The 15,473-nt window shown below is 70.1% G+C and carries 10 protein-coding genes and 2 pseudogenes; 4 read left to right on the plus strand and 8 right to left on the minus strand.

All coding sequences use genetic code 11. The annotated features are described in order from the left end of the window. Positions 1–742: pseudogene (locus tag ON27_RS09415) on the plus strand (cytochrome bc1 complex cytochrome b subunit); the annotation flags it as partial. Positions 743–812: 70 nt separating this feature from the next. Here the strand turns inward: ON27_RS09415 and ON27_RS09420 are convergent. Continuing rightward, positions 813–2,029: pseudogene (locus ON27_RS09420) on the minus strand (IS30 family transposase). Between the two features lie 85 nt (positions 2,030–2,114). Then, positions 2,115–2,615, minus strand: coding sequence for a polyadenylate-specific 3'-exoribonuclease AS (locus ON27_RS09425; RefSeq protein WP_043722688.1), 501 nt, complete (start codon positions 2,613–2,615; stop codon positions 2,115–2,117). A gap of 186 nt (positions 2,616–2,801) precedes the next feature. Between ON27_RS09425 and ON27_RS09430 the strand changes: the two genes are divergently transcribed. Next, positions 2,802–4,187: a class II 3-deoxy-7-phosphoheptulonate synthase gene (locus tag ON27_RS09430; RefSeq protein ID WP_043722653.1), complete on the plus strand. Its 1,386-nt coding sequence runs from the start codon at positions 2,802–2,804 to the stop codon at positions 4,185–4,187. A 32-nt stretch (positions 4,188–4,219) separates the two neighbouring features. Here ON27_RS09430 and pknB read toward each other — a convergent pair whose 3' ends face one another. Then, positions 4,220–6,190 carry a Stk1 family PASTA domain-containing Ser/Thr kinase gene (gene pknB, locus ON27_RS09435; protein ID WP_043722692.1) on the minus strand — a complete coding sequence of 657 codons (1,971 nt, stop codon included), beginning with the start codon at positions 6,188–6,190 and terminating at the stop codon, positions 4,220–4,222. A 152-nt stretch (positions 6,191–6,342) separates the two neighbouring features. Between pknB and ON27_RS09440 the strand changes: the two genes are divergently transcribed. Then, entirely contained in the window at positions 6,343–6,711 is a 369-nt protein-coding gene (locus ON27_RS09440; RefSeq protein WP_043722656.1) for an Rv2175c family DNA-binding protein, read from the plus strand. A gap of 794 nt (positions 6,712–7,505) precedes the next feature. Here ON27_RS09440 and ON27_RS09445 read toward each other — a convergent pair. The 4 genes from ON27_RS09445 to ON27_RS09460 form a co-directional block, all read right to left on the minus strand. Further along, on the minus strand, positions 7,506–8,516 hold the full coding sequence (locus tag ON27_RS09445; RefSeq protein WP_051046381.1) for a phytoene/squalene synthase family protein: 1,011 nt from the start codon (positions 8,514–8,516) through the stop codon (positions 7,506–7,508). Continuing rightward, positions 8,513–10,231, minus strand: coding sequence for an alpha-(1->6)-mannopyranosyltransferase A (locus ON27_RS09450; RefSeq protein WP_083887460.1), 1,719 nt, complete (start codon positions 10,229–10,231; stop codon positions 8,513–8,515). The genes ON27_RS09445 and ON27_RS09450 overlap by 4 nt, the downstream gene beginning before the upstream one ends. A gap of 63 nt (positions 10,232–10,294) precedes the next feature. Next, a complete protein-coding gene (gene crtI / locus ON27_RS09455) occupies positions 10,295–11,878 on the minus strand; it encodes a phytoene desaturase family protein (protein WP_043722659.1) in 1,584 nt (527 codons plus the stop codon). A gap of 37 nt (positions 11,879–11,915) precedes the next feature. Then, a complete protein-coding gene (locus tag ON27_RS09460; protein WP_043722662.1) occupies positions 11,916–13,049 on the minus strand; it encodes a polyprenyl synthetase family protein in 1,134 nt (377 codons plus the stop codon). A gap of 184 nt (positions 13,050–13,233) precedes the next feature. On the opposite strand from ON27_RS09460, the gene ON27_RS09465 reads away from it, so the two are divergent. Then, positions 13,234–14,235 carry a methylenetetrahydrofolate reductase gene (locus tag ON27_RS09465; RefSeq protein ID WP_043722665.1) on the plus strand — a complete coding sequence of 334 codons (1,002 nt, stop codon included), beginning with the start codon at positions 13,234–13,236 and terminating at the stop codon, positions 14,233–14,235. 67 nt (positions 14,236–14,302) lie between these two features. Here ON27_RS09465 and ON27_RS09470 read toward each other — a convergent pair whose 3' ends face one another. Further along, the gene (locus ON27_RS09470; protein WP_043722702.1) at positions 14,303–15,463 is read right to left on the minus strand and encodes an LLM class flavin-dependent oxidoreductase; all 1,161 of its coding nucleotides are present in this window, start codon (positions 15,461–15,463) and stop codon (positions 14,303–14,305) included. Positions 15,464–15,473: the final 10 nt, after the last annotated feature.

Consider the following 15,473-nt stretch of genomic DNA (forward strand, 5'->3'; position numbering starts at 1 on the left):
GGGTTCGCAGCCGGACTTCTACATGATGTGGACCGACGGCTTGGCGCGGTTGATGCCGCCCTGGGAGCTCTACATCGGCAACTACACCGTGCCCGCGGTGTTCTGGGTCGCACTGATCATGGGCTTGGTCTTCACGGTGCTGATCGCCTACCCGTGGATCGAGAAGCGGCTCACCGGCGACACCAGCGCGCACCACAACCTCCTGCAGCGCCCGCGCGACGTGCCCGTTCGCACCGCGATCGGCGCCATGGCCATCGCGTTCTACGTGGTGCTCACGCTGTCGTGCGTCAACGACATCATCGCGCTGAAGTTCGACATCTCGCTGAACGCGACCACCTGGATCGGCCGCATCGGCCTGCTCGTCGCCCCGCCGGTGGCGTACTACCTCGCATACCGGTTCTGCCTGGGCTTGCAGCGCAGCGACCGCGCGGTGCTCGAGCACGGCATCGAGACCGGTGTGATCAAGCGTCTGCCGCACGGCGAATACATCGAGGTGCACCAGCCGCTGGGCCCGGTCGACGACCACGGTCACCCGATCCCGCTGGAGTACCAGGGCGCACCGGTGCCGAAGAAGATGAACCAGCTCGGTTCGGCCGGCAAGCCCGGCACCGGCAGCTTCCTGCGGCCCGACCCGCAGGAGGAGAGCGATCGGCACTTCGAGATCGAGCACGAGGAAGAGCACCGGCAGCTGAAGGTGCTGCAGCGGGCGCAAGAAGCGGCCAACGGCAAGCACGGCCACTGACACACCCGTCACACAACGGCCCCGAGTCGAATGGCGGATTCCAGGGGTTGTCGCAACACTCGTGGTCGAGTTAGGCCGCGAGTAGCTTAGCCAGACGCTCGGCTGGGGTATCCCAGCCGAGCGTTTTGCGTGGGCGGCCGTTGAGTTCGGCGGCGACAGCGTCGAGGTTTTCGCGGGTGTGCACGGACAGGTCGGTTCCCTTGGGGAAGTATTGGCGAAGCAGGCCGTTGGTGTTCTCGTTCGAGCCGCGCTGCCAGGGACTGGCCGGATCGCAGAAGTAGACGGGGACGTCGGTGACGATACTGAACTGGTGGTGTTCGGCCAGCTCGCTGCCCTGGTCCCAGGTCAACGACCTCACCAGATGCGGCGGCAGTCGGGTAACGGTGCGCTGCAAGGCATCGCGCACGTGTTCGGCAGTTCGCCCGTCGGGCAGATGGACCAGCATGAGATAGCGGGTGCTGCGTTCGACGAGAGTACCGATCGCCGAGGCTCCTTGCCGATGATCAAGTCACCCTCCCAGTGCCCGGGCACCGCTCGGTCGGCGACTTCGGCGGGCCGGTCGCTGATCATGACCATGGGGTGGGTGAATCGGGGCTGGCGGCACGCGGCCTGGCGGCGTGGTTTGCGCCGGATCCGGCCGGTGCGCAGCGCTCGTGCCAGTTCACGGCGCAGCTCACCGCGGCCCTGCACGTAGAGGGCCTGATAGACGGTCTCGTGGACCACGTGCAGCTCCGGCCGGTCGGGGAAGTGCTTGCCCACAGCCTGGCAGATCTGCTCCGGGCTCCACCGCTTGTCCAGCCGCTGCTGGATGAATTCGGCCAGCTCAGGGTAGCGGGCGGTCTTGCGGAGTTTCGGGCGTGGCCGCCGCGCGTCGGCGCGGGCCTGAGCGGCGTGGGGCCGGTAGGTCAGCTGCCCGGCCGAGCCCACGGTGCCGTTGCGGCGGATCTCACGGCTGATCGTGGACGGGCTGCGGCCCAGCTCGGCGGCGATCGCGCGGATACCGGCTTTCTCCCGCCGCCGGTCGGCGATGTGGATGCGCTCGTCCTCACTCAAATACCGCGACCTCATGGCAGAGGCTGCCCGCTCGATGCCAGCGGGCAGCCTCCTGCGCTTGGGATCGTCACGGCCGTTGCGCCACTCACGCCCAGTGCGCTCGTTGACGCCGACCATCCTCGATGCCGCCCGATTGCTGTAGCCGAGTTCCACCAGACGCAGATACTCCGCCCGCTCGGCGCGCAATTTCTTACCCGGCCCCGTTTTCCGGTCCGACCGGATCCTGAAGTCCATCGCAATCTCCCCTGAACTGGGGTGTTGCGACGATCTCTAGAACCCAAGAATCGACTCGGGGCCGTCGTGCGTCACGGCACGAGCGTCACAGGCGCGGCGCCGCGCGGCGAGCGGCTTCGATGGCGTCGAACTTGGCGAGGTTGTGCCGGGCGTCGGCCAGCGCGTCGTGCGCGTCCGGCGGGATCGGCGGCAGCTCGGGACGGCCGTGCGCCTCCCAGTGCTGGCGCAACTCGTTGGTGTAGCGCGGCAGGGCGTTGGGCAGATCGACCATGGAGCCCCACAGCTGGCACAGCGCCACATGGTCGTAGGCCGAAACCCAGGCCCACAGCTCCGGTTGCACCGTCGGGCGCGGCACCAGGAACGCGTACAACTCGTCGCGGATCCGGTCGCGGCTGCGCCACAGCGGCGAGGACGGCGAAGGCAATTGCGGAAGCACGAATTTGCGGACCCACGGACCCGCACGCTCGGCATCGAATTCGGTGGACACCGCGTAGTACTCCCTGCCGTCCTCACAGACGACGCCGATGGAGACCAGATCGATGGTCACACCGTCCTCGATGAATTCGCAGTCGTAGAAATATCGCAGCGAGATCGGTCTCTCCTCGGCTTCCGGTGCCATTGCGGCGGGTACGGGTTCCTGGCAACCCTATGGTGACGACCGCCGCCGCGCGCGCAAGGGCCCATGTGGTGGAGATTTCCGCCACCTTGGTGCGGTACTCGACCACTGCTACCGGGTGTTCTTGCAGGGTGTTCGGTCCGTATTCTGAAACACGTGAACTGGACCGTCGACGTACCCATCGATCGCCTGCCGGAACTGCCGCCGCTGCCCGCAGAACTGCGCAGGCGGCTGGACGACGCGCTGGCGCGCCCCGCGCTGCAGCAGCCGTCCTGGGATCCGGAGCAGGCGGCCAAAATGCGCACCGTGCTGGAGAGCGTGCCGCCGATCTGCGTGCCCGCCGAAGTGGAGGAACTGCGCGAGCAGCTGGCCGAGGTCGCCCGTGGTGAGGCGTTCCTCATGCAGGGCGGCGACTGCGCGGAGACCTTCGCCGACAACACCGAGCCGCACATTCGCGGCAACATCCGCACTCTCCTGCAGATGGCGGTCGTGCTCACCTACGGCGCGAGTCTGCCGGTGGTGAAGGTGGCGCGAATCGCCGGTCAGTACGCCAAACCGCGCTCCTCGGACGTCGACTCGCTCGGGCTGAAGTCCTACCGCGGCGACATGGTGAACGCGCTGGCCGCCGACGCGGCGCTGCGCGAGCACGATCCGTCGCGCCTGGTGCGGGCCTATGCGAACGCGAGCGCCGCGATGAACCTGGTGCGCGCGCTCACCGGCGCGGGCATGGCCGACCTGCACAAGGTGCACGACTGGAACCGTGACTTCGTCGCGAAATCGCCCGCGGGCGCGCGCTACGAGGCGCTGGCCGAGGAGATCGACCGCGGCCTGGCTTTCATGACCGCGTGCCGGGTCAACGACCCGAGCCTGAAATCCGCCCGGATCTACGCCAGCCACGAGGCGCTGGTGCTGGACTACGAACGCGCCATGCTGCGGCTGAGCGAGAACGCGATCGGCGAGCCGGTGCTCTACGACTTGTCCGCGCACTTCCTCTGGATCGGCGAGCGCACTCGCCAGCTCGACGGCGCGCACATCGCGTTCGCCGAACTGGTGGCCAACCCGATCGGCCTGAAGATCGGCCCGTCCACCACGCCCGAGCAGGCCGTGGAATACGTGGAGCGGCTGGATCCGAACAACGAGCCGGGCCGGTTGACCATCGTCTCCCGCATGGGCCACAGCAAGGTGCGCGACGTGCTGCCGCCCATCATCGAGAAGGTGCAGGCCACCGGCCATCAGGTGATCTGGCAGTGCGACCCGATGCACGGCAACACGCACGAGGCGTCCACCGGTTTCAAGACCCGCCACTTCGACCGCATCGTCGACGAGGTGCAGGGCTTCTTCGAGGTGCACCACGCGCTGGGCACGCACCCCGGCGGCATGCACATCGAACTCACCGGCGAGGACGTCACCGAGTGCCTCGGCGGCGCGCAGGACATCTCCGACCTGGACCTGTCCGGCCGCTACGAGACCGCCTGCGACCCGCGGCTGAACACGCAGCAGTCGCTGGAGCTGGCGTTCCTCGTCGCCGAGATGCTGCGCTGAGCGCCGAAGCCCGGACGGCCGGTCCGCTCGGGCTAGGGCAGCGCCACGATGGTGACCGTGTCGCCCGCCTCGAGGTTGACGCCGATGGCGGGTGTCTGCGAGACCACGAGTGAGCTGTCCGCCCGCGCCAGCTGTTTGACCTCGACCTGCAGACCTAGGCTTTCCAGCTTTGTGCGGGCGTTCGCTACGGTCCACCCGCGGACATCGGGCATCTTCAGAGCGTTGGAGATCAGCAGGACCACCCCGTCGCCGGATTGGATGGTGGCGCCCGCGCCCGGCTGGGTGCCGATGGCCTTGTCCGCTTCGATGCTGCGATCGAACTGGGGTTTGGTCTCGCGGATCGAGATGCCGGCGTCGCTGAGGATCTTCGTGGCCTCCTCGGTCGATTTGCCGCGGACGTCGGGAATCTTCACCGGCTGGGAGCCCTTGCTGCGGTAGACCTTCACCTGCGCGCCGAGCGGCAGCACGGTGCCGGGCCTCGGTTCCACCCGGGCGACCGTTCCTTTCGGGGCGGTGTTGGACTCTTCTCCGGCGTCGACCGGTTGCAGGCCGTTGTCCTTGATCAACTGGTTGACCTTCGACACCTGATCACCGGCTTTGACGTCCGGCACCTTGGGCTTGCCGTTGGAGACCAGGACGGAGACGGTGGAGCCCTTGGTGATCTTGGAACCGGCCGACGGGTCGCTGCCGACCACGCCGCCGACGGGGATCGTGTCCGACGCCTTCTGCCGGATCTCGGTCTCGAACCCGGCGTTCTGGAGAGTGGCGACCGCCTTGTCGGTGTCCAGCCCCGCAATCGGCGGCACCGCCGTGTAGCGGCCGACCCCCAGCCACCAGCCGCCGATCCCTACCAGCAGCGTGAGGATCGCGACGATGGCCACCCATAGCCACACCGTGCGCCGGGACCGGTTGAGCTCGTCGGCATAGGGCGGATACGGCGGCGGCGCGGGATGGGCTTGGCGCACCGGTTGCGGACGGTCGTAGTCGTCCGGCGGGTAGTCCAGCCGGGGCCGCTGGGCGGTGACCACTCGGGTGTGCTGCACAGGCTGCGCCGAATGCGGCTCGTGGGCCGACGCCCCAGCGAACCCGGGCCGGTCGGCGGGATCCGGCGGGACCGCTCGATAGCTGGCGCTGAGATGTTCGGCCGACTCCTGCGGCGCGGGCACCCGGTAGGAGGGCAGTCGCAACGCGACGCCGATCTCCCGCAGCGCGGCCGCCATCTCGTTCGCGTCCGCGAACCGATGCGCGGGCTCGCGCGCGGTGGCCTTGGCCACCAGTTCGTCGAACTCCGGCGGAACCCCGGAGATGAATCCGCTCGGGCTCGGCACATCGTTCTCGATGCGCTGATAGGCCACCGAGATCGACGTGTCGCCGGTGAACGGGACCTGGCCGGTGAGCAATTCGAAGATCAGCACGCCGAAGGAGTAGACGTCGCTGCGCGAATCGGCGGAGCCGCTGGTGACCTGCTCGGGCGACAGGTAAGCGGCGGTGCCGAGAATGACGCTCGCCGAGGTGGTGTTCGCCGCGGCCACCGCGCGCACCAGACCGAAATCGGCGATCTTGACCTCGCCCGCGTCGGAGATCAGCACATTCTCCGGCTTGATGTCGCGATGCACCAGACCCGCCGAGTGCGCGACGCCGATCGCCGCCAGCACCGGCTCGGCCACCGCGCGCACCGCGTGCGGCGGCATCGGGCCGCGTTCGCGCAGCAGCTCCCGCAGCGTGCCGCCCTCGACCAGCTCCATGATCAGAAACGGATGGTCGCCGTCGACGCCCTGGTCGTACACCGCGACCAGCGACGGATGCTTGAGCTTGGCGACCGCGCGCGCCTCGAACTCGAACCTCGACAGGAACTGCGGATCGCCCGCGAACTTCGGATCCATCACCTTGATGGCGACCGGCCGGTCCAGGCGGGTGTCGACCCCGCGGAAGACCATCGACATTCCGCCGCGGGCGATCGGCGCATCGATCCGATAGCGCCCTTCCAGCATCTGGCCGATCAAGAGAAGTCCTCCGGCTTTCACAAAGTTCTCACCTCTCGCGCGATACCTGCGACAAGCGATCAGCCGCTCCGTGCGGCCCCCACGATGGTATCGACTCCCACCACCCCGGGTGTCTCACGACGTGCGGCGCGGCACCGTCTACCGTTATCCGCGTGAGTGCATTTCCCTGCAGTGACGACGTCCTTCCGCAGTCGGTGACCTTGGTGCCGCTGCCGGAGGTGGCCGACCGGCTCGGGCTGGTGGTGACCCGCGTCCACCAGATGCTGCGCGACCACCAGCTGATCGCCCTCCGCAGAGACGGCGTGGCCGGTATCCCGGAGCGCTTCTTCGACGACACCGGCGCGGTCGTGAAGCCGCTGCCCGGCCTGATCACCGTGATGCGCGACGCGAAGTACACCGACGAGGAGATCCTGGAATGGATCTTCACCGAAGACGAGAGCCTCCCCGGCAAACCGATCGACGCCCTGCACGGTCCATTGGCCCGCGAAGTTCTGCGGCGGGCGGCGGCGGATCCGTTTTAGTTGGCCGCGACTGTGTTGGTTTTCCAGCGCCTGCGGCGCTGGGTGTTCGCGGCCCCTCTATGGCTCGCGTCCGAGTGGCCGCCGCTTGCTCTCCTTCGTCGCGGACGCGGCGGCCACTCGGACGCGAGCCGGGCCGCGAACGGCGCATGCTCGGTCTCGCTTCGCTCGAAACCGGGGGTTGAGGTGCGCTGGGCGCGTCGAATCTGGCTGACACGTCCCTTGGTGAGGCCGAGTAGCTCTGCGGTATGCGTGCTGGACACTTGGTGCACGTGACTGGTAGGGGTAGGTTACTGGTCGATTTCGAATTGTGGTCACCGTGTTGGGACCGGGCTGGGTTGCGGTGTTGCGGGGATGGCCTGGCGGAAGGACTCGCCGTCCTCGATGAGGGCGGTGCGTTCGGTCGAACAGGGCCCGTTTTGCGCCGGCTCGCACATCGCCGCGTGGGGCCGAGTTCACCGCCGCCGCGGCCCGGCGTTCGCCATCGCGTCGCCGTGCCTAGTTGAGCCGCCGCCACTCGTCTTGTCGATCTAGGTTTCACTCTGTGGCAGCCGTCCGTGACGGCGAGGAGTTCTGTGGGGCGGTTGAACACCACGGTGGGCGCGGGTTTGGCCGGATTCGATGATTGAACTGGCTGGGGGTGCGTGGCCACTGACCGTACTGCTCGAGGTTCGTGGTCGATAGTGGTCGTCGGAGGGATGTCCGTGGTGACTGGCGGGGGACGGTGGTCGCTCGGGCACCGTGAGCTGTCGCATCGTGGTCGGGCGATGTGGTCGGCGGCGATTGCGGCGGTGTGGTCAGCGGTCGAGGCGGCTGCGCAGGGTTGCGGTGGTGAACTCGGTGGCGGCTACGCGGAGGCGGTGGTGGCGGGGGACCACGGCGCGGTGGTCGAAGACGGCGTAGTCGCTGCGTTCGATGTGGCGCAGGATGTCGGCGTAGAGGGTGGCCGCGGTGCGGATGGCGGGGCGCACGCGGGGTTCGAGCAGGTCGATGCCGGGTTCGGCGCGGCGGTAGAGATCCCGGTCGACCGCGATGAGATGGGCGAGGGCGCGGCGCACACGCGGATCGGTGCGTCCGGTGCGGTGGCACTCGCGCAGCAGGTCCTCGTCGACGCCGAACGCGGTGAGGGCATCGGCGGGCAGGTAGACCCGGTCGCGGTCGAGATCCTCGGCCACATCCCGCAAGAAGTTGGTCAGCTGGAACGCCTCGCCCAGTGCGGCGGCAGCGGGCTCGGCCTCGGCCACCGGGACGACGGTGCCGAGCACGGGCAGCAGTTGCAGTCCGATCGCGGCCGCGGAGCCGCGCATGTACTCGCGCAGTTCGGCCATGGTGGCGTAGCGGTTCCGGAAGCCCGGCGCACCGGGCACGTCCATGCGCATGGAATCCAGGAACGCCCAGAAGTGCTGTGCGGGAATGCCATAGCGGTGAATCGTGTGGGTGACGGCGGCCAGGACGAGCGTGCGCGGCCGCTGGTCGACTTCTCGGCTCGACCCTTGCTCCGGGTTCTCGACAGCGGGGAGCGGCGCACCGCTCGAAGCGGTGTCCGATTCGAGCGCGGCGCGCAGGTCTCGTTCGATCAGGTCGAGTTCGGTCGCGGGATCCCCGTGCGCCGCGGGCAGTCCGGCGCGGTCGACGATGTCGTCCACCATTCGCGCGAACGCGTAGAGCGCGTGCACCGCGGGGCGTCGCTCGGCCGACAGCAGCCGGGTGGCCAGAAAGTAGGTGCGGCCGTGGGTGGCGGCGATCTGCCTGCACTCACGGTAAGCGAGCGGCAGCAGGGCGGAGCCCGGTAGACGATCTCCGGTCATCGAGTAGCGGGCGAAGCGGTGGCGTCGCCGGAGGTGACCGCGACATTGTTCGGTGGCGCGGCGCGCAGGCGCAGCGGGTCCACCGTGCGCAGCGACAGCGCCGCCACGACCGCGGCGAAGGTGGCCGCCACGACGTGCCAGAAGTTGTACAGGCCGATCGAACCGTCCGGCTGGAAGACCAGCATGAGCCACGTGCATACGCCCACCAGCGCCATCAGCGTCGTGGTGGAGAGCGCGAAGCCGGCGGCCAGCGCCAGCGGCCACGAGTAGTACCAGGGCAGCGCGGCGGGCGAGAGGATGACGATCGCGACGAACGCGATCAGGATGCCCAGCACCGCCTCCCGTTCGCTGTGCCGGAATCGCCACCAAGTCAGCGCCAGCACCGCGACCAGGGCCAGCGCGCACAGCGCACGGGTCACCTCGAGCACCGATTCCAGCCGCAGCGGCGTGATCCAGGTGATCGCGTGCGCCATGACGGTCGGCAGCGACAGCCAGTTGATGATCTTCTTCGAACCGGACAGCGCGGTCAGCCAGCCGATGCCGACCCCGGCGATGGCCGACGCGGCGACGAACACGACGGCGAACACACTCAGGCCGAGCCCGGCGATCTTGGCGAACATCATCGCCGGATGCGGCATGTCCTCGGTCGGCTCGGCGGCGTCGCCGGGCTGCTCGCTGGCGGGCAGGTGCGCCGGATCGCGCCCGACCCGCTGTGCCGCGCGGCGTTCGCGTTCGTGCAGCATCCAGATCCACACCAGGAACGGCAGCGCCACTCCCGCGGTCGCCTTGATGGCCACCCCGATCGCGACGACCACGATGCCGGCCACGTGGTGGCGCTCCAGCACCAGTGCGATGCCCGCGCACATCAGGCCGACCATCAGCATCTCGTTGTGCACGCCGCCGATCAGGTGGATCAGCACCAGCGGGTTGAGCACCGCCAGCCACAGCGCCACGGTGGGCTTGCCGCCGAGGTGCTTGGTCAGATACGGCACCGCCCACATCATCAGCGCCAAGCCGGGCAGCATGACCAGCCGCATCGCGATGGTGCCCGCCACCACGTTGTCGCCGGTCACGGCGGTGATGGCACGCCCGAGCAGCAGGAAGACCGGGCCGTAGGGCGCGGTGGTCGTGGTCCACACCGGGCTCACGTTGTCCAGCAGCACACCGGGATTCGCGACCGGCCCGACCTGGTAGGGGTCGAAACCGTCGCGCAGCAGCGCGCCCTGGGCGAGGTAGGAGTAGGCGTCGCGGCTGAACATCGGCACGGCGAACAGCAGCGGCGCGATCCAGATGCCGACGATGGCGCGCAGCTCGTTGAGCGTCACCTCCGCGCCGGTCCGGTCGCCCGTGCCGATCGTGGCGCGCCCGAGCCGGACCCAGGCGGTGATCATCAGCAGCACGCCGATCCAGATGCAGATCGTGGACAGCGCGTAGCCGTGCCCGAACCGCAGCCAGGACAGATGCATGGCCTCGAGCAGCGGATCCCGCTTGCGGACGCTGCCCGCGCCGAACCCGCCGAAGGTGATCATGATCGCGCCGAAGAAGCCGAGCAGGGCGGCGTGGCCCTCCGGGCTCCTGGCGAAATCGGCGCAGGTGCGCATCCACCACAGGACGCCACGGGGGGTGGCCGAATCGCGGCGTGCGGAGGCGGGCGACGAAGGGCCGGTGACACCGGTGGAGGCGGCCTCTGCGGTGCGCGTTTCGGGGGATGCCATCTGGTGTCGGTCCCCCCGAGTGGTCGGCGGTCGCAACCGCGAGCGAATAGGTCGGCGCTTAGTTTACGGCGTCGCTTCGAACACTATCCGGCTGGTGCGCGGGGTTCCACGCGAAGCAGGGCCGACCTCGCCCGCTATGCGGTTTGCCGCCAGTTTTCCGGATAGCAGGGCGGTCGGTACGCCGACGCCCGGAGTGGTGCCGCAACCGGCGATGACCACGTTGTCGCTCGAGCGGGGGAAATTGCTCGGTCGAAACGGGCCGGTTTGCCGGAAGAGGTGGGCCGCCGAGAACGGCGTGCCGGCCAGCATGCCCTGGTCGGACCACGTTCGCGGCGTGTCGAGCCGGTCGACCGCGAAGTGCTCGGTGATGCCCCGATAGCCGCGCGCATCCAGCACGGTGAGCAGCTCGTGGAGGTAGGCGGGGCCCAGGCGCGGCCAGTCCAAGGGCGCGGCCGACAGGTTCGGGCAGGGCGCGAGCACCGAGAACGGTTCGTGCCGTTCGCCGCCGCGGGTGACGAACAGGTTCGAGTCGGTCAGGGCGGGCCGGGTGAGCAGGAGGGAGGGGTCGCTCATCAGCTTGCCGCGGCCGCGACGGGCGGTGATCTCGGCGAACGTGCGGTCCCAAGCCTGCCCGAACTCGATGACGTGGTGCGCCTGCACCGGCCAGCGCGCCGCGACGGCGGCGGGGACGGTGCCGTGCGCGACGACCGCGGACGGCGAGGCGCGCAGCCCGCGCCGGGGTCGCACGCCGAAGCGATCGAGCGACCCGAGGTCGGCGGTGAGCACGAGCGCGTCGCAGTCGAAGCCGCGCCCGTCGGCGGTGCGGGCGCGGCGGGCCCGCCGGCCCGCGTAGTCGATTCCCACCACCTCGGCGTTCAGTTCCAGCGTGCCGCCCGCCTCGGTGAACGCTTGCGCCAGCGCCGCGGCGATCGCCCGCATGCCGCCCTCGGGAAAGTAGACGCCGAGCGAGGTGTCCATGTGCGGGATCGCGCCGTAGACCGCGAGCGCCCGCGCGGGCGGCATGCCCGCGTAAAGCGCTTGGAAGGTGAACAGGCGCGCCAGGCGCGGATCCCGCAGGAACCCGCGCACCCGCGGGCCGAGCCTGCCGAAGCCGCCGAGCCGCGCCAATTCGATCAGCGCGCGGCGCTTCGCCGGGACGCGCACCAACTCCAGCGGCGAGTCGAAGTTGGTGTCCATGAACTCGGTGAACTCGGCCGCGTAGATCCGGGCCAGCCACGCGCGCAGCCGCCGGTATCCGCGCGCCTCGGCCGGGCCGCAGGTCCGCTCGACCTCCGCGGCCATCGCCTCCGGGTCGGCGAACACCCTGATCTCGGCGCCGTCGGCGAACCGCGCGTGGTAGCCCGGCGCCAGCCGGTGGACGCGCAGCGGGGGCACGCAGGTCTCCGGCGTGCGACCGACGGCGGCGAGCGCGTCGGTGATCAGCTCCGGCAGGGTGAGCACGGTGGCGCCGGAATCGATGTCGTAGTCCGCGCCGCGGTAGCGCCCGACCCGGCCGCCGGGGTGATCGGCCCGTTCCAGCACCGTGACCCGGTGACCGGCGCCGGTGAGATACAGGGCGGCCGACAGTCCGGCCAGTCCCGCGCCGACGACGACGACGCGATCGGTCGGCCCCGCAACGGTTCTCATCCGATTCCTTTCTTCGCCGCGACTCCTGCCGGCGCGCTCACGCGGCCCGCTCGGTCGCGGCCAGCGCCATCGCGCGCAGGCGTTCCTTGGCCACGGACGTCGCCGAGCTGGCTTCGATGGCGGCCAGCCCGCTCTCGGTGAGTTCGGCGATCCGGCGCTCCACTTCGTCGACCGCCCCGAGTTCGACGAGCAGCGCGCGCAGCCGTTGCACCTGCTCGGCGCTCAGGTCGGTGCCGATGCTCGCGCGCAGCAGCGCGGCCGCTGCCGCGTCGGTCTCGTCGGCGCGGCGCAGCGCCTCGGCCAGCAGCACGGTGCGCTTGCCCTCCCGCAGGTCGTCGCCGGAGGGCTTGCCGGTCACCGCCGGATCGCCGAACACGCCCAGCAGGTCGTCGCGCAGCTGGAAGGCGATCCCGATGGCGGTGCCGAACGTGCGGTACGCGCCGATCAGCCCGTGATCGGCGGCGGCGATGGCCGCGCCGAGATGCAGCGGGCGCTCGACGGTGTAGGCGGCGGTCTTGTAGCGGTTGATCCGCAACGCGGCCTCCACCGATTCGTCGCCGCCCGCCTCGCCGTTGACGTCGAGCAGCTGGCCGCCGAGCACCTCGGTGCGCATGTCGGCCCACACCGGCGCGAACCGGGCGACGGCCGTCGGCGCCAGACCGGACGCGTGCACCATGTCGTCGGCCCAGGACAGCGCCAGATCGCCGACCAGGATGGCCACGCTGGCGCCGAAGTGCGCCGAGTCGCCCGCCCACCCGCGGTCGCGGTGGCGCTGCTCGAAGTCGACGTGCACGGTGGGGAAGCGGCGGCGGGTGCGCGAGGAATCAATGATGTCGTCGTGGATCAGCGCGCACGCCTGGACCAGCTCGAGCGCGGAGCAGGCGGTGAGCACCGCGGCGGCTTCGGGCGCGTGCGGATCGCCGCCCGCGCCGAGCCATCCGGTCCACGCGAACGCGGGCCTGGTGCGTTTGCCGCCGCGTAGGACGAACTGCTCGAGCGTGTCGGTGGCCTCGACGAAGACCGGGCCGAGGCGCTCGGTGGTGCGACGGCGAGTGGCGAAGAAGCCGGTCAGGGTGTCTTCCACGGCGGCGGCGAAGGCGGGGGTGCCCGGCTGGGGCACGGCGGGGCGCGGCGTCTGAGTCCCGGTTCCGGCGGACAGAGGAGCCTCCAAGGTCGTGCGGATGATGGACGCACGGGGTCGCGGAGGGTGCCCGGGCGCTGCGGGTGATTCGGGGCCGAGCGGAAACGGTCGCGCGTGTCGCCCGGCGTGGCGAACGGGTCGCCCGATGCGAAGAATACGCGGGCCGCCCCAGCGACCCGACGGGGCGGCCACCGGCCACCTCTACACTGAACCGGTGACTTTCGACAACGTGCGGGGCAGCTCGACCCCTGGCCGGCCGTCCCGGACGCACCCGAACGTCTCTGGAACACCTTCGGTCGTACAGAGTCTGCGGGCTCACACGGGGCGCGCGGTGCCGTTCTCCGTGGAGTTCAATCCGCCTCGCGACGCCGCCGCCGAGGCGCGGCTGTGGCGCGCGGTGCGGCAGTTCGAGCGCATGCACCCCGCCTTCGTGTCGATGACCTACGGCGCGGGCGGTTCCACTCGCGACCGCACCGTCCGCGTGACCGGTCAGCTCGCGCAGGAGACCACGCTGCTGCCCGTCGCGCACCTGACCGCGGTGGACCACAGCGTCGCCGAGCTGCGTTCGCTGGTCGGCGCGTACGCCGACTGCGGCATCCGCAACATCCTGGTCCTGCGCGGCGACCCGCCCGGTGACCCGCTCGGCGAGTGGCACAAGCACCCCGACGGCGTCTCCTATGCCGAGGAACTGGTGCGCATCGTGCGTGACCTCGGCGATTTCCACGTCGGCGTCGCCTCGTTCCCGCAGGGCCACCACCGCTCACCCGACCTGGCGACCGACACCGCGTTCCTGGCCGCGAAGCTGCGTGCGGGAGCGGAGTATTCGATCACCCAGATGTTCTTCGACGTCGAGCACTACCTGCGCCTGCGCGATCGGCTCGTGGCGCTGGACCCGATCGAGGGTGCCAAGCCGATCATCCCGGAGCTGATGCCGATCACGTCGCTGCGTACGGTGCAGCGCGCCGAGGAACTGTGCGGCAGGCCGCTGCCCGCTTCCGTGCTGCGGCGCCTGCGGTCGGCGGCGGGTGACGGCGCCGAGGAGAACGCCGCGGCGGTGCGCGCGGCGGGCATCGAGATCGCCACCGAGATCGCCCAGCGGCTGATCGACGAAGGCGCGCCCTGCCTGCACTTCATCACGCTCAATTTCGCCAAGGCGACCAGCGAGGTGCTGACCAACCTCGGTTACGGCGTCACGGCCGCGCCGGTCAGCGCCTGACCGCGGCTGCGCCGCCGAGCGCGCCTCCGGGATGGTGCCGGCACCGGCAACATGTCTGTCCGAAGGTTCAGGCCGCTCGCGCGGCGCGCAGCCGCCACGCTTCGGCCAGCAATCGATGCGATTCCAGACGGTCGGCGTGCCGATGGGTGACCGAGGTCACCAGCAGTTCGTCCGCGCCGGAGACCCGCTGTAGCGCGGCGAGCCGTTCCACGACGGAGCCGGGCGAACCCACGAACTGGGTGGCCAGACGATCGTCGACCAAGCGCCGCTGCTCGGCGGTGAGCGGCGCGACGGTGGCGGGGTCGGGATAGTCGGCCGCGCCCGCGCCGCTGCGAATGCTGTAGACCCAGTGGCCGTAGCCGGCCGCCAACCGCCGCGCGGTCGCGTCGCTCTCGGCCACGACCACGTCGGCCGAGACCACCACGTACGGCTCGGCGAACTCGGCGGACGGGCGGAACGCCGCGCGATACGCCGCGATCGCGTCCAGCGCGGTGCCAGGAGAGACGTGATAGGCCGCGGCGAACGGCAGCCCGAGCCGCCCGGCCAGTTCCGCGCTCTCGCCCGCGGTGCTGCCGAACAGCCACAGCCGCACCTGCGCGCCCTCACCCGGAACCGCGTGCAGCGCGATGCCTTCGGCACTGACGAAGGTGCCCGCCAGCAGGGCGCGCACCTCGTCGACCTGCTCGGCGAAGTCCAGCGCCTGCGCGCCGCGCTGCTGCAACGCGCCCACCGAGGCGAGGAATCTCGACCGGTCCGGAATGCGGCCCGGGTCGAACGGCGGCGGAATCACCACGCCGTCCCGGATCACCGTGCGCCCGGTCGCCGTGTCGACCACCGGCTTCCCGCCCTTCGGCCGTGCGGTCTCCGGCCCGAACTGATTGCGCCGATGACCCGATCGGCCCAATCCCAGGTCGAGCCGTCCGGGGTACAGCGCGTCGATCGTGCCGAACGCCTCCACGATCGAGGCCGAGGTGTGGTGACCCACCTGCACCGCCGCCGAACCCACCCGGATGCGCCGGGTGGCCGCCGCGACCAATCCGATCAGCGTGATCGAGGAGGAACTGGCCACCGAGACGAAGTGGTGCTCGGCCAGCCAGTACCGGTGGTAGCCCCACTGTTCGGCATGCCGGGCCAGATCGACGGTGTTGCGCAGCGCCTGCTGCGCGGTCGAGCCCGCGCTGATCGGGGCGAGGTCCAGGATCGAGAGGGGAACGGTGGTTTCACTCACACTGTGTTCG

Source organism: Nocardia asiatica NBRC 100129, assembly GCF_000308415.1.
Classification (GTDB): domain Bacteria; phylum Actinomycetota; class Actinomycetes; order Mycobacteriales; family Mycobacteriaceae; genus Nocardia; species Nocardia asiatica.